The sequence below is a fragment of the Embleya sp. NPDC127516 genome (assembly GCF_044765325.1).
Classification (GTDB): domain Bacteria; phylum Actinomycetota; class Actinomycetes; order Streptomycetales; family Streptomycetaceae; genus Embleya.
Window position 1 is genome coordinate 258443 of the sequence record NZ_JBIWJT010000012.1, and the last position, 15534, is coordinate 273976.

At 71.6% G+C, this 15534-nt stretch carries 16 protein-coding genes; 14 read left to right on the forward strand and 2 right to left on the reverse strand.

Going from position 1 to position 15534, the window contains the following annotated elements; translation table 11 throughout:
• Positions 1–113 precede the first annotated feature (113 nt).
• The 14 genes from ACIRL2_RS24625 to ACIRL2_RS24690 all read left to right on the forward strand — a co-directional run bounded on the left by ACIRL2_RS24625 (position 114) and on the right by ACIRL2_RS24690 (position 13201).
• The gene (locus tag ACIRL2_RS24625) at positions 114–929 is read left to right on the forward strand and encodes a sugar phosphate isomerase/epimerase family protein (RefSeq protein ID WP_402234617.1); all 816 of its coding nucleotides are present in this window, start codon (positions 114–116) and stop codon (positions 927–929) included.
• A complete protein-coding gene (locus ACIRL2_RS24630) occupies positions 922–1548 on the forward strand; it encodes a TetR family transcriptional regulator (protein WP_395866877.1) in 627 nt (208 codons plus the stop codon). The genes ACIRL2_RS24625 and ACIRL2_RS24630 overlap by 8 nt, the downstream gene beginning before the upstream one ends.
• Before the next feature lie 163 nt (positions 1549–1711).
• Positions 1712–3565, forward strand: a complete 1854-nt coding sequence (gene ilvD / locus ACIRL2_RS24635; RefSeq protein WP_395866879.1) for a dihydroxy-acid dehydratase — start codon at positions 1712–1714, stop codon at positions 3563–3565.
• A 148-nt stretch (positions 3566–3713) separates the two neighbouring features.
• Positions 3714–4505 carry an ABC transporter ATP-binding protein gene (locus tag ACIRL2_RS24640; protein WP_402234549.1) on the forward strand — a complete coding sequence of 264 codons (792 nt, stop codon included), beginning with the start codon at positions 3714–3716 and terminating at the stop codon, positions 4503–4505.
• Positions 4502–5239 carry an ABC transporter permease gene (locus tag ACIRL2_RS24645; protein WP_402234551.1) on the forward strand — a complete coding sequence of 246 codons (738 nt, stop codon included), beginning with the start codon at positions 4502–4504 and terminating at the stop codon, positions 5237–5239. The genes ACIRL2_RS24640 and ACIRL2_RS24645 overlap by 4 nt, the downstream gene beginning before the upstream one ends.
• A gap of 82 nt (positions 5240–5321) precedes the next feature.
• On the forward strand, positions 5322–6131 hold the full coding sequence (gene proC, locus ACIRL2_RS24650; RefSeq protein WP_395866885.1) for a pyrroline-5-carboxylate reductase: 810 nt from the start codon (positions 5322–5324) through the stop codon (positions 6129–6131).
• A complete protein-coding gene (locus ACIRL2_RS24655; protein ID WP_402234552.1) occupies positions 6128–6811 on the forward strand; it encodes an HAD family hydrolase in 684 nt (227 codons plus the stop codon). The genes proC and ACIRL2_RS24655 overlap by 4 nt, the downstream gene beginning before the upstream one ends.
• A 65-nt stretch (positions 6812–6876) precedes the next feature.
• A complete protein-coding gene (locus ACIRL2_RS24660) occupies positions 6877–8085 on the forward strand; it encodes an MFS transporter (RefSeq protein ID WP_395866889.1) in 1209 nt (402 codons plus the stop codon).
• Positions 8086–8117: 32 nt separating this feature from the next.
• A complete protein-coding gene (locus ACIRL2_RS24665; RefSeq protein WP_395866891.1) occupies positions 8118–9320 on the forward strand; it encodes an acetoin utilization protein AcuC in 1203 nt (400 codons plus the stop codon).
• 53 nt (positions 9321–9373) lie between these two features.
• Positions 9374–10192, forward strand: coding sequence for a phosphatase (locus ACIRL2_RS24670; RefSeq protein WP_395866893.1), 819 nt, complete (start codon positions 9374–9376; stop codon positions 10190–10192).
• Between the two features lie 146 nt (positions 10193–10338).
• Positions 10339–10542 (forward strand): helix-turn-helix domain-containing protein, encoded by a 204-nt coding sequence (locus ACIRL2_RS24675; RefSeq protein ID WP_020549639.1) that lies wholly within the window; start codon positions 10339–10341, stop codon positions 10540–10542.
• Positions 10543–10661: 119 nt separating this feature from the next.
• Positions 10662–10760 carry a 30S ribosomal protein bS22 gene (locus ACIRL2_RS24680; protein ID WP_012854759.1) on the forward strand — a complete coding sequence of 33 codons (99 nt, stop codon included), beginning with the start codon at positions 10662–10664 and terminating at the stop codon, positions 10758–10760.
• A 277-nt stretch (positions 10761–11037) separates the two neighbouring features.
• Positions 11038–12072, forward strand: a complete 1035-nt coding sequence (locus tag ACIRL2_RS24685) for an NAD-dependent epimerase/dehydratase family protein (protein ID WP_402234557.1) — start codon at positions 11038–11040, stop codon at positions 12070–12072.
• Entirely contained in the window at positions 12065–13201 is a 1137-nt protein-coding gene (locus ACIRL2_RS24690; protein WP_395866897.1) for a lysophospholipid acyltransferase family protein, read from the forward strand. The genes ACIRL2_RS24685 and ACIRL2_RS24690 overlap by 8 nt, the downstream gene beginning before the upstream one ends.
• Positions 13202–13358: 157 nt before the next feature.
• Here ACIRL2_RS24690 and ACIRL2_RS24695 read toward each other — a convergent pair whose 3' ends face one another.
• Positions 13359–14591, reverse strand: coding sequence for a DUF5667 domain-containing protein (locus tag ACIRL2_RS24695; protein WP_402234558.1), 1233 nt, complete (start codon positions 14589–14591; stop codon positions 13359–13361).
• 145 nt (positions 14592–14736) lie between these two features.
• The gene (locus tag ACIRL2_RS24700; RefSeq protein WP_395866901.1) at positions 14737–15522 is read right to left on the reverse strand and encodes an ECF subfamily RNA polymerase sigma factor, BldN family; all 786 of its coding nucleotides are present in this window, start codon (positions 15520–15522) and stop codon (positions 14737–14739) included.
• Positions 15523–15534: the final 12 nt, after the last annotated feature.

The following is a 15534-nucleotide window of genomic DNA, read 5'->3' on the forward strand; positions in this document are numbered from 1 at the left end:
GCGATACCGCCGTGTCGGCGGTCGATGGTTCTACTCTGGGCGACGTGGCCGACCACGACATACTCCACGGTACGGGGGCCGACACGTCCGAGGCGCGAGGGCCGGACGCGGTTCTGCGCGTCCCCGACGCGAAGATCGCCCTGTCCACCGCCTCCGTCTATCCCGAGTCCACCGCCGACGGGTTCGAGATCGCGGCCCGGCTCGGCTACGACGGGATCGAGGTGATGGTCTCCACGGACCCGGTGAGCCAGGACGTCGAGGCGCTGCGGCGACTGTCCGACCATCACGGCGTGCCGATCCTGTCCGTGCACGCGCCCTGCCTGCTGATCACCCAACGGGTGTGGGGCACGGATCCGTGGACCAAACTGGTGCGCGCGCGGGACGCCGCCGAGCGGCTCGGCGCCGGGACCGTCGTGGTGCATCCGCCGTTTCGTTGGCAGCGCAGCTATGCCCGCGATTTCGTGCGCGGCATCGAGCGCATGGCCGGCGAGACCGATGTGCTGTTCGCGGTGGAGAACATGTTCCCGCTGCGCTACCGGGACAAGGAGGTCGCCGCGTACGCGCCGGACTGGGACCCCTCCGACGAGGAGTACCGCCACTTCACCCTCGACCTGTCGCACACCGCGACCTCGCGCTCGGACGCGATGGACATGCTCGCCCGGATGGGCGACCGGCTCGGGCACGTGCACCTGGCCGACGGCAGCGGCTCGCTCAAGGACGAGCACCTGGTGCCCGGACGCGGCACCCAACCGTGCGCGGAACTGCTCGAACACCTGGCGCGCACCTCGTTCGCCGGGACGATCGTGCTCGAGGTGAACACCCGCCGCTGCTCCTCGCGCGCCGAGCGTGAGGCGGATCTCGCCGAGGCGCTCGCGTACACGCGCCTGCACCTGGCCGCGGAGGCCGAGCCGGAGCGGCGTTATGGCTGAGGCGCGAACGGCCGCCGAGTCGGCGGGCACGCGGCGCGGCCCGGGCCGGCCGCCGGGTCGGCGCGGCAACGCCTCGGCGACGCGCGAGGGCATCCTGGACGCGGCCCGCGCCGAGTTCGCCGCGCGGGGCTACGCCGGTGCCTCGGTGCGCGCGATCGCCCGCGGCGCGGGCGTGGACCCGGCGCTCGTGCACCACTACTTCGGCTCGAAGGACCGGGTGTTCATCGCGGCCATGGACCTGCCGCTGGAGCCCGAGGCGCTGGCCGCCCGGGTGTTCGCGGCGGGCCCCGAGCACGCGGGCGAGCGGCTGGCCGAGGCGTTCGTGACGCTGTGGGAGCACCCGGACACCGGCACCCGGCTGCTGGCCATCCTGCGCACGGCGGTGTCCGACGGCGGCAACCCGGCCTTTCGCGAGTTCGTCGGCGCGGAGCTGATCGCGCGCCTGGCCGAGGGGGTCGGCGGGGCGGACGCGGCGCTGCGGGTGAACCTGTGCGTGAGCCAGCTCCTGGGGACCGCGCTCACCCGCTACGTACTGCGACTGGAGCCGATCGCCTCGACGCCGGCGGCGGAGGTGGCCGCCCGGCTCGCGCCGATCCTCCAGCGGCACCTGACCGGCTGAGCGCCGGCGGGCCGGGTCGGGTCCGGTCGTCGGGTCCGGTCGGGCCGGGCCGGGTTCGCTCGTGGGGGTCGCATAGTGGACGTCCGCGCCGTCGTCGGCGCTCGCGGACGTAAGCTCGAAAGCACCCCGGATCCACCGGTGAATTGCTGAGAGGGTGTGTGCAGTGCCGCAACTCAGGTCTCGGACGGTCACCCACGGTCGCGAAATGGCGGGCGCTCGCGCGCTCCTCATGGCCGCAGGCGTCAAGCGTGAGGACTTCGGCAAGCCGATCATCGCGGTTGCCAACAGCTTCACCGAGTTCGTACCGGGGCACACCCACCTCCAGCCGGTCGGCCGGATCGTGTCCGAGGCGATCTCCGCCGCCGGTGGCATCCCGCGCGAGTTCAACACGATCGCGGTCGACGACGGCATCGCGATGGGTCACTCCGGGATGCTCTACTCGCTGCCCTCGCGCGAGCTGATCGCCGACGCGGTGGAGTACATGGTCAACGCGCATCAGGCGGACGCCATGGTGTGTGTCTCGAACTGCGACAAGATCACCCCCGGCATGCTGATGGCCGCGCTGCGGCTGAACATCCCGGCCGTGTTCGTCTCCGGCGGCCCGATGGAGGCCGGCACCGCGGTGATGGTCGACGGTCGGGTGCGCCCGCACCTGGACCTGATCACCGCGATCTCCGACTCCGCGTCCGACCAGGTCTCCGACGAGGACCTGGAGCGGATCGAGAACGCCGCGTGTCCCACGTGTGGTTCGTGCGCGGGCATGTTCACCGCCAACTCGATGAACTTCCTGGTCGAGGCGATGGGCCTGGCACTGCCGGGCAACGGCTCGGTGCTGGCCACGCACACCGCGCGCAAGGCGCTGTACGAGGGCGCGGGCCGCACCGTCGTGGAGATCACCAAGCGCTACTACGAGCAGGACGACGAGAGCGTGCTGCCGCGCAACGTGGCGACCCGGCAGGCGTTCGAGAACGCGATGGCGATGGACATCGCCATGGGCGGTTCGACCAACACCATCCTGCACCTGCTCGCGGCCGCGCAGGAGGCCGAGATGGACTTCACCATGGCCGACATCGACGCGCTCTCGCGGCGCGTGCCGTGTCTGGCCAAGGTGGCGCCGAACAACGCGCCATACCACGTGGAGGACGTGCACCGGGCGGGCGGCGTGCCCGCGCTGCTGGGCGAGCTGTACCGCGCCGGACTGCTGCACGAGGACGTGCGCTCGGTGCACACCGACTCGCTCGCCGAGTGGCTCAAGACCTGGGACGTGCGAGGCGGTTCGCCCTCCGCCGAGGCGGTCGAGCTGTTCCACGCGGCCCCCGGGTGTGTGCGCTCGGCCACCGCGTTCAGCCAGTCCGAGCGCTGGGACTCGCTCGACCTGGACGTGGCCTCGGGCTGCATCCGCGACGTCGAGCACGCGTACAGCAAGGACGGCGGCCTGGGCATCCTGTACGGCAACCTCGCCGAGGCGGGTTGTGTGGTCAAGACCGCGGGCGTGGACGAGTCGATCTGGACCTTCTCCGGACCGGCCGTCGTGGTCGAGTCGCAGGAGGCGGCGGTCGACGCGATCCTGACCAAGCGGGTCAAGGAGGGCGACGTCGTGGTGGTCCGCTACGAGGGCCCCAAGGGTGGTCCCGGCATGCAGGAGATGCTCTACCCGACGTCCTTCCTCAAGGGCCGCGGGCTCGGCGCGAAGTGCGCGCTGATCACCGACGGGCGCTTCTCCGGCGGCACCTCGGGCCTGTCCATCGGGCACGTCTCGCCGGAGGCCGCGGCCGGCGGCACGATCGCGCTGGTCCGGGACGGCGACATCATCACGATCGACATCCCGAACCGCCGGATCGAGCTGGAGGTCTCCTTCGAGGAGCTGGCCGAGCGCCGCGAGCGGCTGCTGCACGACCTGGGCAAGTACCGCCCGGTCGACCGCGACCGGGTGGTCAGCACGGCACTGAAGGCGTACGCGGCGATGGCCACCAGCGCGGACCGGGGCGCGGTGCGTGACGTGTCGATGTTCGACTGATCCACGGCGGTTTCCGAAAGGGCGTCCCGGCTTCGGCCGGGGCGCCCTTTCGTCGTGTGCGGGGTCGTGCCGGGCCGGGCCTCGACCCGGCGGGCCCGCCGGGTCGGAGGGCCTTGACGAAGCGGGCCGGCGAGCGCATATTCAACACATGATGAATTATGCCGAGGACGCGATCCGGGCCGAGGGGCTGCGAATCGTGCGTGGTGGGCGTGTGGTGCTCGACGACGTGTCGTTCGTCGTGCCGCGCGGGAGCGTCACCGGGCTGCTCGGGCCGAGCGGCTGCGGCAAGAGCACGCTGATGCGTGCGATCGTCGGCGTGCAGGCACAGGTGAGCGGGCGACTGGAGGTGTTGGGCCGTCCCACCGGGGACAAGCGGCTGCGCAGCGCGATCGGCTACGTGACCCAGGCGCCGTCGGTCTACGCGGACCTGACCGTGCGGGAGAACCTGCGCTACTTCGGCGCGATCCTGGGCGCCTCGGCGGGCGAGGTGGACCGGGTGCTCCGCGAGGTGGACCTGACCGATCGCCGGGACGCCGAGGTGGCCCGGCTGTCCGGTGGACAGCGGGCCCGGGTGTCGCTGGCCGCCGCGCTGCTCGGCGAGCCGGATCTGCTGGTCCTGGACGAGCCCACGGTCGGCCTCGATCCGGTGCTGCGCCGGGACCTGTGGGGTCTGTTCCATCGGCTCGCCGCCGACGGCGTCACGCTGCTGGTCTCCAGCCACGTGATGGACGAGGCCGAGCGCTGCGAGCGGCTGTTGCTGCTGCGCGACGGCGCGCTGCTCGCCGACGACACCCCCGCCGCGCTGCTCGAGCGGACCGGGGCCCGGGACGCGGAGTCCGCCTTCCTCGCGCTGGTCGACTCCGCGCGCGGCCCGGCCGCTTCGACCCCGGCCGGCACCTCCGTCGCCGCTTCGATCTCGACCTCCGGGAGCGCGTCATGACCGGCACCGCCACCACCGCCACCGCGCGCCGCGTGCTCGGTCAACTGCGGCACGACCCGCGCACCATCGCGCTGATGCTGCTGGTGCCGTGCCTGCTGCTCACGCTGCTGTACTGGCTCTACGACGCCGAACCGCAGCGGTTCGACCGGATCGGCGGGCCACTGCTCGGCATCTTCCCGTTCGTGGTGATGTTCCTGGTCACCTCGGTGGCCACGCTGCGCGAGCGGTCCACCGGCACGCTGGAGCGGCTGCTCACCATGCCGATCCGCAAGCTCGAACTGATCGGCGGGTACGCGCTCGCGTTCGGTCTGGTCGCGGTGGTCCAGGCGGTCGTGGCCACCGGGCTCGCGATCGGCCTGCTCGGCCTGGACGTGGCCGGACCGACCTGGCTGATCCTGTGCGTCGCGGTACTGAACGCGCTGCTCGGGCTCGCCCTCGGGCTGTTGGTGAGCGCCTTCGCCCACACCGAGTTCCAGGCCGTGCAGTTCCTGCCCGCGGTGATCCTGCCGCAGTTCCTGCTGTGCGGGCTGTTCGTGCCGCGCGCGCAGATGCAGCCGGTGCTCGAAGCGGTCTCCGCCGTGCTCCCGCTGTCCTACGCGGTGGACGCGATGTCCCGGCTGACCACCGACAACGAGGTCTCCGGCCTGCTGCTTCGCGATGTCGCGGTGATCGCCGGCTGCGTCCTGGCGGCCCTGGCACTCGGCGCGCCGACCCTGCGTCGACGCACCCCATAGGACACGTGTACGTACCGTACGGTGGCCACCGGAGGCATCCGTGCCTCCGGTTGGACCAACGAACGCGAGAAAGTGTGGGGCCATGGCTCAGCGGGTTGCCGTCGTCGGCACCGGGAAGATCGGTGAAGCGCTGTTGTCCGGGATGATCCGGGCGGGCAAGAGCCCGGACGACCTCCTGGTCACCGCCCGCCGGGCCGAGCGCGCCGAGGATCTGCGCCGCCGCTACGGCGTGGAGGCGGTCACCAACGCCGAGGCGGCCAAGGCCGCCGACATCCTGATCCTGACGGTCAAGCCGCAGGACATGGCCGCGCTGATGGACGAGTTGGCCCCGCACGTGCCCGCCGACCGGTTGATCGTCAGCGGCGCGGCGGGCATCACCACCAAGTTCCTGGAGGCGCGCCTGGCCGCCGGCACCCCCGTGGTGCGGGTCATGTCGAACACGCCGGTGCTGGTGGACGAGGGGATGAGCGCCATCTCCGGCGGCGCGCACGCCACCGAGGAGCACCTGGGCCGGGTCGAGGAGATCTTCGGGTCGGTGGGCAAGACCATCCGGGTTCCGGAGAAGCAGCAGGACGCGGTCACCGCGCTGTCCGGCTCGGGTCCGGCCTACTTCTACTTCCTGGTCGAGGCGATGACCGACGCCGGCATCCTGCTCGGCCTGCCGCGCGCCGCCGCGCACGACCTGATCGTGCAGGCCGCGATCGGCGCGTCGGTGATGCTGCGCGACTCGGGTGAGCACCCCACGCTGCTGCGCGAGGCGGTGACATCGCCGGCCGGCACCACGATCGCCGCGATCCGCGAGCTGGAGAACCACGGCGTGCGCGCCGCGCTGCTCGCCGCGCTGGAAGCCGCGAGCAACCGGTCGCAGGAGATCGCCGAGGGCCTCAAGTGAAGCCCGAACTGGTGGTCTTCGACAACGACGGTGTGCTGGTGGACAGCGAGCCGATCGCCAACCGGGCGCTCGCCGGGCTGCTCACCGAACTGGGCGTGCCCACCAGCTACGAGGACTCGCTGCGCGACTACCTCGGCGGCACCATGGCGCGAGTGCACACGATCGTCCGCGAGCGGGACGGCGTCACGCTGCCCGCCGATTTCGACCACGTCTACCACGAGCGGGTGTTCGCCGGGTTTCGGGCCGAACTCGAGGCCGTGGTCGGGGTCGCCGACGTGCTCGCCGCGCTCGACCGCGCGGGCGTCGCGTACTGCCTCGCCTCCTCCGGCACGCACGAGCGGATCCGGCTCGCGCTGACCCGGACCGGGCTGATCCGGCACTTTCCCGAGTCGGTCCTGTTCAGCAGCCAGGACGTCGCGCAGGGCAAGCCGGCGCCCGACCTGTTCCTGCACGCCGCCGCCACGATGGGCGTCGACCCGGCGCGGTGCGTGGTGATCGAGGACAGTCCGCTGGGGGTCCAGGCCGCGCGGGCCGCCGGGATGACCGTCTACGGCTATGCCGCGATGACCCCGCCCGAGCGGCTCGCGGACGCCGACTCGCTGTTCAAGGACATGGCGGACCTGCCGGAACTGCTGGGCATCCGAGGGGCTTCGGGCGGTTTTTCCGCCCAGGGAATCTGACGATTCATCAAAAGATCTTCCCGGCCTCTGTCCGTGGAAGTGACCCGTCGGTAGCGTGCACGCCCATGCAGGTGACCGAACCGGCGGCCGGGCCGTCCAAGGAAGAAGCGCTGCGCCGCGCGCGCTTCAGCCTGCTCGCGTGCTTTTTGATCCAGGGCGCCTCCTTCGCGCTCCTGGTGACCCGGATCCCGGCGATCCAGCGCCGCTACGACATGGGCGACGGCACGCTGACCGCGGTCCTGTCGGTGGTGCCGATCGTCGCCGGCGTCGGCAGCGTGCTCGCCGGCGCGCTGGCCAAGCGCTACGGCAGCCACACCGTGCTCCGGGTGTCCCAGCCGATCGTCTGCGCGATCCTGATCGGGGTCGGCGCGGGCGATCGGCTGTGGCAACTGGCGATCGTGCTCTTCGTGTTCGGGCTCTCCCTGGGCGCGGTGGACGCGACGATGAACATGCAGGGCGTGGCGATCCAGGGCCGCGCCGGGCGCAGCATCATGCTCGGCTTCCACGCCTCCTACAGCCTCGGCGGCCTGGCCGGCGCCGGGGTCGCCGGGCTGTGCGCGTGGGGCGACGTCGCGCTGGTGTGGATGTACGCGGGCGCCGCCGTGCTCACCGTGCCGGCTCTACTCGTGGTCGGCCCCGGCTACCTGCGCGCGGACACCGCGGCGCCGGCCACCGAGCCCGTCGACCCGGAGCGGCCCGCGTACAAGCTGCCCTGGCGCCCGTTGATCCCGCTGTGCCTGGTGATGACGTTCGCCTACATCGGCGACTCGACGGTGGCCAACTGGAGCGCGGTCTACCTGGAGAAGGTGCTGGACAGCTCCGAGGCGTTCGCGGTGGTCCCCTACATCGCGTACATGATCACCACGCTGATCGGCCGCGGCGTCGGCGACCTCGGCGTACGCCGCTGGGGCATGGTCAACGTGGTCCGCGGCGGGGCCGTGGTCGCGGCGGCCGGTTTCGCGGTGGTCCTCGCCGCCCCGCACGCCGCGGTGGGCCTGCTCGGCTTCGTGATCCTGGGCGTGGGCCTGTGCGTACTGGTCCCGCAGACGTTCGCCGCGGGCGGCCGGCAGTCGCCGCGGGACGCGGACGAGGCGGTGGCCCGGCTCAACATCTTCAACTACGTCGGCTTCCTGATCGGCACCCCGCTCGTGGGCGGGATCGCCGACCTCGCCTCGTTCCGCGTCGCGATGCTCGTACCGCTGTTCCTGGTGCTCGCCGTGGTGCCGCTGGCCCGTGCCTTCGCCCCGCACGGTGAACCCGCTCACGACCGATGATCGTGAGCCGGGTCGGGCGGTAGCGTGACCGCATGAGTCGAGCGGTGCGGGTGATGTGGGACGACCGGATGACCGGTTACGACTTCGGCTCGTGGCACCCGATGAAACCGGTACGGCTGCGCCTGACCATCGACCTGATCCGCGCGTTCGGCCTGCACAACCTGCCGGAACTGCGGGTGTGCACGCCTGGGACCGCCACCGACGAGCAACTGACCACGGTGCACACCGCCGCCTACGTGGCCGCCGTGCGGGCCGCCTCCGAGAACCCCGGGCGGGCCGATCAGAGCTATGGGTTCGGCACCGTGGACACTCCCGCGTTCGCCGACATGCACGACGTGTCCGCGTTGATCGCGGGCGCCTCGATCGCCGCGGCCGACGCGGTCTGGCTGGGCCCGGAACACCCGGACGGCGCCGACCACGCGATCAACTTCGCGGGCGGCCTGCACCACGCGATGCCCGCCTCGGCGGGCGGTTTCTGCGTGTACAACGACCCCGCGCTGGCCATCGCCCGCCTGCTCGAACTCGGCGCCGAGCGGGTCGCCTACGTGGACATCGACGTGCACCACGGGGACGGCGTGCAGCAGGCGTTCTGGAACGACCCGCGCGTGCTCACCATCAGCCTGCACGAGAGCCCGCGCTTCCTGTTCCCGGGCACCGGCTTCCCGGACGAGGTCGGCGGGCCGGACGCCGAGGGCTTCGCGGCCAACCTCGCGCTTCCGCCCGGCATCGCCGACGCCGCGTGGCTGCGCGCGTTCCACGCGGTGGTGCCGCCGCTGCTCGCCGCGTTTCGCCCGGACGCGCTGGTGACCCAACACGGCGCGGACACCCACGTGGAGGACCCGCTGGCCCACTTCGCGCTGAGCGTGGACGCGCAGCGCACGGCGCATGCCGCGTTGCACGCGCTCGCGCACGAACACGCAGGCGGGCGCTGGATAGCCACCGGCGGCGGAGGCTACGCGGCGGTGGACGTGGTCCCACGCACCTGGACGCACCTGGTGGCCGAGGCGGCCGGCCACCCCATCGAACCCACCCGGGACGTACCGCTCGACTGGCGCGAGGAGGTCCGCATGCTCACCCGCGAGTCGGGACCGCAGCGGATGACCGACGGCGGGACCGGCGATTTTCGGCCGTTCTCCACGGGGTACGACCCGGCGGACCGGACCGACCAATCAATTCTGGCCACCCGCCGAGCGGTCTTCCCGGCCCACGGCCTCGACCCGATGTTCGATCTGTGACCCGTGGTCGCGATGCCTCCCGTGACCTCGACCCGTGACTCAAGGAGCTGTGCGTGACCGTTGCGGTTCCCACCCCCTCGGAGCTTCGCTCCCACCTCGTGCGCGGCCGGATCGCCGGTGACGTGGCGACGTCGAGAGAGAACAACCTCCGGCACTACCGACTGATGAGCGAGCGGCACCCGGGCCATCTGTTCGGCCTCGAACCGGACGGTCGGTGGAACGCGGACGACGTGCTGGCGCTGATGGTGCGCCGTTGCGGAGTGGTCGCCGACCCGGCCCACCGCAGCGGCCAGGACACCATCGACCCGGACCTGACCATCGCCGCCCTGGACGCCTACGCCGATCGGGTCGCCCTCGCCGCGAAGCGCCGCGAGCGGGTCATCGTTGCGACGGGTCACCCGGACGGCCTACAGGATTGGTACCGCACGCTGGCGCGCGTGCTGCGCGACGCCGGGTGTACGCTCCTGCGCCCCGCAGCGGGCTGGACCTATCGCACGCCGACCGCCGAGGGCGGGCAGAGCCGCACCGTGCGCTACCGGGGCGACGTGGCGATGGTGGTCGACGACACGGGAGATTTCCGGCACACCCACTCCGCGCGCGGCGTTCGGGCGATGCTGGCCGAGCTGGCGGCCCGCAACGAGCCGCTCCCGGATCTGCTGATCGGCGACCACGGGTGGGCCGGCGGCGCGGGTCAGGCGGGGGTTCCGGCGATCGGATTCGCGGATTGCAACGACCCCGCGCTGTTCGTGGCGGCCGAGGAGGGCCGGGTCGAGGTGGTCGTTCCGCTGGACGACAACGTCGCGCCACATCTGTACAAACCGCTCATGGCCTACGTCCTCGATCGGTCCGGACTGTCCGGAATCAATCCATAAAACAGCCTGATGGGCGATTCAGGTGGGATAACTACTCCTCTTCCCCACTGGTACCACACGCCACTACTCTGGAGGGACGCACGTGCGTGTGGCAGTCGCCGGAGGGGAAGCCGGCGCCCGACGCGTGCTGAATGGTTCGGTGCGTCATGGCTTCTGGAGAGAGGCCTCTCAACGAGGTCAACTTCTTGACTGTGGCCGAGGTGGCCGCGGTGATGCGGGTGTCCAAGATGACGGTGTATCGCCTGGTCCACAGTGGCGAGATGCCGGCCATCAGGGTTGGTCGGTCCTTCCGAGTTCCGGAGCAGGCCGTCCACGACTACCTGCGAGACTCCTACGTGGAAACAGCGTAGGGGGGCATTACGGACCGCCTCGTTTAGAGGTGGGCCGGGGCGGCGAGTAGGCTGGCCCCCAGTTGTGCGGGCTGATCCGGCTCCGCGCGGTAGGAACGTCACGTGAGCGAGGGTTGTCGGTGGGCTCTGTCATCAAGAAGCGTCGCAAGCGCATGGCGAAGAAGAAGCACCGCAAGCTTCTCAAGAAGACGCGTGTGCAGCGTCGCAACAAGAAGTAGGCATCCCACCGGCGTATGCCGCTGAAGCCTTGGGCGACCGCCCGTCGTGTTCCCTTCCGGGGGGCGCGACGGGCGGTCGTCGTGCTTTTCGGGGCGTTGCCGGTGGGTTTCCCGATCCGCATATGTGCACCACCGGTGTGAACGCCTCGTAAACGTGCGTCCGGTGGGTAGTCGGTACGGATACGTTGGGAACCTGTCGTCTCGCGTATGCGTTCCGTCACCATTCGAGCGCATGGCGATCACCTGGCGAGCAAACATGGGCGGGGGGAGGCACAGCGTGGGACGTGTTGTGATGGTCACCGGGGTCGCTGGCGACCCGGGGGCCGATTTCGTGCGGATGATCCGCGACGAGCCGGGAGTCGACCGGGTGATCGGAGTCGACCTGGTCGAGCCCGGGTCCACTCCGGACGGCGTGGACTTCGTGCTCGCCGACATCCGCAACCCGATGATCGCCAAGGTGGTCGCCTCGGCGGCGGTGGACACCGTGGTGCACCTGAGTCCCAGTGAACTGCCGTCGACCCAGGGCGGTGCGGTCTCGATCAAGGAGACCAACGTCATCGGCACCATGCAATTGCTCGCCGCCTGCCAGAAGGCGCCCTCCATCCGCCGCCTGGTGGTGCGCTCGACCACCGCCGTCTACGGCGGTTCGCCGCGCGACCCCGCGCTGTTCGCGGAGGACACCGAACCGCGCGTGCAGCCCTCCGCCGGATGGGCCAAGGACGCCGTGGAGATCGAGGGCTACGTGCGCGGCTTCGCCCGGCGCCGGCCGGATGTCGCGGTCACGGTGCTGCGGTTCGCGCCGCAGCTCGGGCCGCGGACCGACTCGCCGATGGGCTCCTACTTCGCGCTCCCGGTGTTGCCGACGGTGCTCGGCTACGACCCGCGCCTGCAGTTCGTGCACGAGGACGACCTGCTGGAGGCGCTGCGGATCGCCGTACTGGCCGATCGGCCGGGCACCTACAACATCGCCGCCGAGGGGGTGCTGTTCCTGTCCCAGGCCGCGCGTCGGCTCGGTCGACCGGTGCTGCCCTTCCCGGCCGCCGCGGTCGGCCTGGTCAATCAGGGTTTGCGCCGCGCGGGTTCGGTGCACCTGTCCGCCGAGCAGGTGCGACTGCTCACCCATGGGCGTGTGGTCGACCCCACGCGCGCCCGGGAGAAACTGGGCTTCGTCGCGGCCAGGAGCACGGCCGAGACGTTCGCCGACTATGCCTGGGGTCGATATTCGGCCGGTCTGCTCGACCCCAGGCGCCTGGCACAGGTGCCCGATCGACTCGCCACGTTGCTGCTCACCAGGAGGAGCCCCGATGGGTGACGCCCGGATCATTCCCTTCGACGGCGCCGCCTCCGGAGCGCGGACGCCCGCGCCCCGGTCGGCGCGGCGGCCCGCCCGACCCGCGCGGGCGGTCCGGGTGCCCGAGCCGGTCGAGGGCGAGGTGCCGGTGCGGTCGATCGAGGGGCGGGCGATCCGCGAGCGCGAGGAGGCGCCGGGCGCCGGGCCCAGGCGCGCGCCCGGGACCGGGCGCTCGCTGCTCGGCTCGCTCGCGGGCGCGGTGGGCGGGGTCGTGGGCGGTGCCGCCGCCGGACTCCTGGACGGTGTGGCCGGACCGGGCTGGGAGGACAAGGCCGCGGACGGGCTGGCCTTCCTGCGACGGCGGATCACCGGCGACTACGAGGTGGACGAGTTCGGCTTCGACCCCGAGCTCAACGACAAACTGATGGCCGCGCTGCGGGTGGTGTACGAGCAGTACTTCCGGATCGAGGTCAGCGGCCTGGAGAACATCCCGGCCAAGGGCGGCGCGCTGATCGTCGCGAACCACTCGGGCACGCTGCCCGTGGACGCGCTGATGACGCAGGTGGCGGTGCACGACCACCACCCCGACCAACGCAACCTGCGACTGCTCGCCGCCGACCTGGTCTTCCAATTGCCGCTGGTGGGCTCGGTGGCGCGCAAGAGCGGACACACCCTCGCGTGCCACGCGGACGCCGAACGGCTGCTCGCCAAGGGCGAGTTGGTCGGGGTGTGGCCGGAGGGCTACAAGGGCCTGGGCAAGCCGTTCAGCGAGCGGTACAAGCTCCAGCGTTTCGGGCGCGGCGGGTTCGTCTCGGCCGCGCTGCGCACTCAGGTGCCGATCGTGCCCTGCTCGATCGTGGGCGCCGAGGAGATCTTCCCGATGGTCGGCAACGTGCGCACGCTGGCCCGGTTGCTGAACCTGCCCTACTTCCCGATCACGCCTACCTTCCCGCTGCTCGGCCCGCTCGGCCTGGTGCCGCTGCCCACCCGGTGGCGGATCGAGTTCGGCGCGCCGATCCATACGGACGCGTACGCGGAGGAGGCGGCGGACGACCCGATGGTCGTTTTCAACCTGACCGACGAGGTGCGCGAGACCATCCAGCACACCATCTATCGGTTGTTGATGCAGCGGCGGTCGGTCTTCTTCTAGGGCTTCACGGGTTCCCCGGCTTCGCGGGCGCGCTCCGGCTTCGGCCTCCTCCGGGGCGCGCCTCCCGGGCTTCGGCACACGGCGCGAGCGGCTCGTGGACACTCGTCCACGAGCCGCTCGCGTCTTCACCGGTCGACCGGGCCCGGCCCGGTCGGGGTCAGCCCTGCGGTTCGTCCTCCGCGGGGCCGAGCAGGTTGAGCCCGATACCCGGCAGGCCGGGCAGCAGCGGCGGCAGGATCTGACCCTTGGGCGTCTTCGCCGGGGTCGGCGTCGTGCCCGCGCCACCGGACTGGGCACTGGGGCTCTGCGCGGGCGGGCCGCCGAGCAGCGGGATGTTCAGCCCCGGCAGCAGGCCGCCGTTCTGCGGCTGCTGCTGTGGAGCGGAACCGCCCGGTGCCGCCGAGCCGTTCGGCTGCGGTGCGCCGTTCGCCGCGGTGCCGCCCGAGCCGGGCGGTTGCGGGGCGAGCGGGTGTGACCCGGTGTCCGGCCCGCCGGGCGGGTTCGCGCCCGGAGCGGCCGGCGAGCCGCCGGAGCGCCCATTCTCGGCGGGTGCGGACGAGGTCTTGCCCGCGGTGCCCGCGATCGGGGCGACCTGTTCGTTGATCGCGGTGAGCAGGGTACGGACCCGGTCCCGCTCGGAGGCGAGCTCCGGTGGGAGGCGGTCGCCGATCCGGTCCATGCGCTCGTGGCCGGACCGGGCGAAGTCGGCCAGATTGCGCATCGGGCCTTCGCTGCCGCTCTTGCGGAAGTGGTCGGTGAGCAGCGCGCGGCCCTTGTCGGCCTCTTCGCGCCAGTCGTCGAGCACCTGCCGCAGGTGCCGCACCGTCGCCTTGTCGGCGGGGGTTCGGCCGGTCCGCTTGAGCAGTTGTTCGGCCTCGCCCATTCGGGTCTCGGCCTGCTGGAGATAGCGCTCGCCGCGCTCGTGGTCGTTGTCCGCGAGCGAGATCTTGAAGTCTTCGACCGTGCGCTTGACGCCGTACGTCATGTCGCCGGGCAGCGCGTCGGAGCTGGCGTACGCCACCCCGCCGAGGCCGCTGCCGGTGACCACGACGAACGTGCCCGCGATGGCCGCGCGCCGACGCCAGCGCACGGTGCGCGGCGGGGCCGCGAGCTCCTTGCGCCGGTGCGCGCCGCGGGGCGCGGGCACGGTGGCGCTGCCCTCGGTCGCGGGCAGCGCCGCGGCCTCGTCCAGCAGCCGTTGCCGGAGCGCGGTTCGAAAGTCCGTGCTCGGCACGGGTGCCGACTCGGACCGATCTCGCAGCAGCTCGGCGGTCCGCAGTAGCGGGGCCAGCCCGGGCGGGGGCTCTGCCGATCGGTTGTTGCGGTCGTTCTCGTCGAGGGCTCGCGCGAAGGCGTTCGCGGGTCGCCGATCCAGGGCCGCAATGCTCACAGGCCGCACCTCCTCTCCCCGGATGTCCGTCCAGGGAAGTCTCCGGGTCGGGGGCCACAGGGCGGCTCCCCGCCGCAACGATCCCCGAAGGGGTTCGCTATCGAGGAGAACGATCCGGCGACCCCGAAGGTTACGGAAGTGTGATTCACCGCACGTCCTCGGGCAGCAGTCGGGCGAGGGTCCGTACGGCGCGGTATTGCAACGTCTTGATCGCCCCCTCGTTCTTACCCATGATCTGTGCGGTCTCCGCGACCGAGAGTCCCTGCAGGAAGCGCAGGGTCACACATTCCTGCTGCTGGGGGTTGAGCTTGTGCACGGCGTCCAGGAGGGCCGCGTTGGACAGCGATTCCAGGACACAGTCCTCGGGGCTGGACTCGACCTCGTTCGCGTCGAGCATCTCCCCGGTGGTGACCTCCAGGCGGAACCGGCTGGACTTGAAGTGGTCGGCGACCAGGTTGCGCGCGATGGTCACCAGCCAGGCGCCGAAGTCACGGCCCTGCCAGGTGAAGGTGCCGATCCGACGCAGCGCGCGCAGGAAGGTCTCGCTGGTCAGGTCCTCGGCGACGGCGCGGCCGCCGACCCGGTAGTAGATGTACCGGTAGACGGTGTCGAAGTAGTTGTCGTAAAGCTGGGCGAATGCGTCGCCGTCGCCGTCCTGGGCGAGTTCGACGAGGGCCATGATGCGGCGGGCCTCGCCGTCCGGACCCGGTCCCCGGGTGTACCCGGATCCTCGGGTCGGACGGGTCGGTTCGGTGGTGCCGGCGCGCGACGCGAGGGCGAAGCCCACGGGTCCGGCCGGGGTCGCGTAGCAAACCCCCGCGCCGTAACCGGCGGTGGCGGCGAAGCCGACGGACGGGGGGGCAAAGCTCGCGCACACCGCCGCACGCAGTGTCGCCAGCCCGGACACGTCAACCCGGACGATTCGGTGCACGGGACTCCCTGT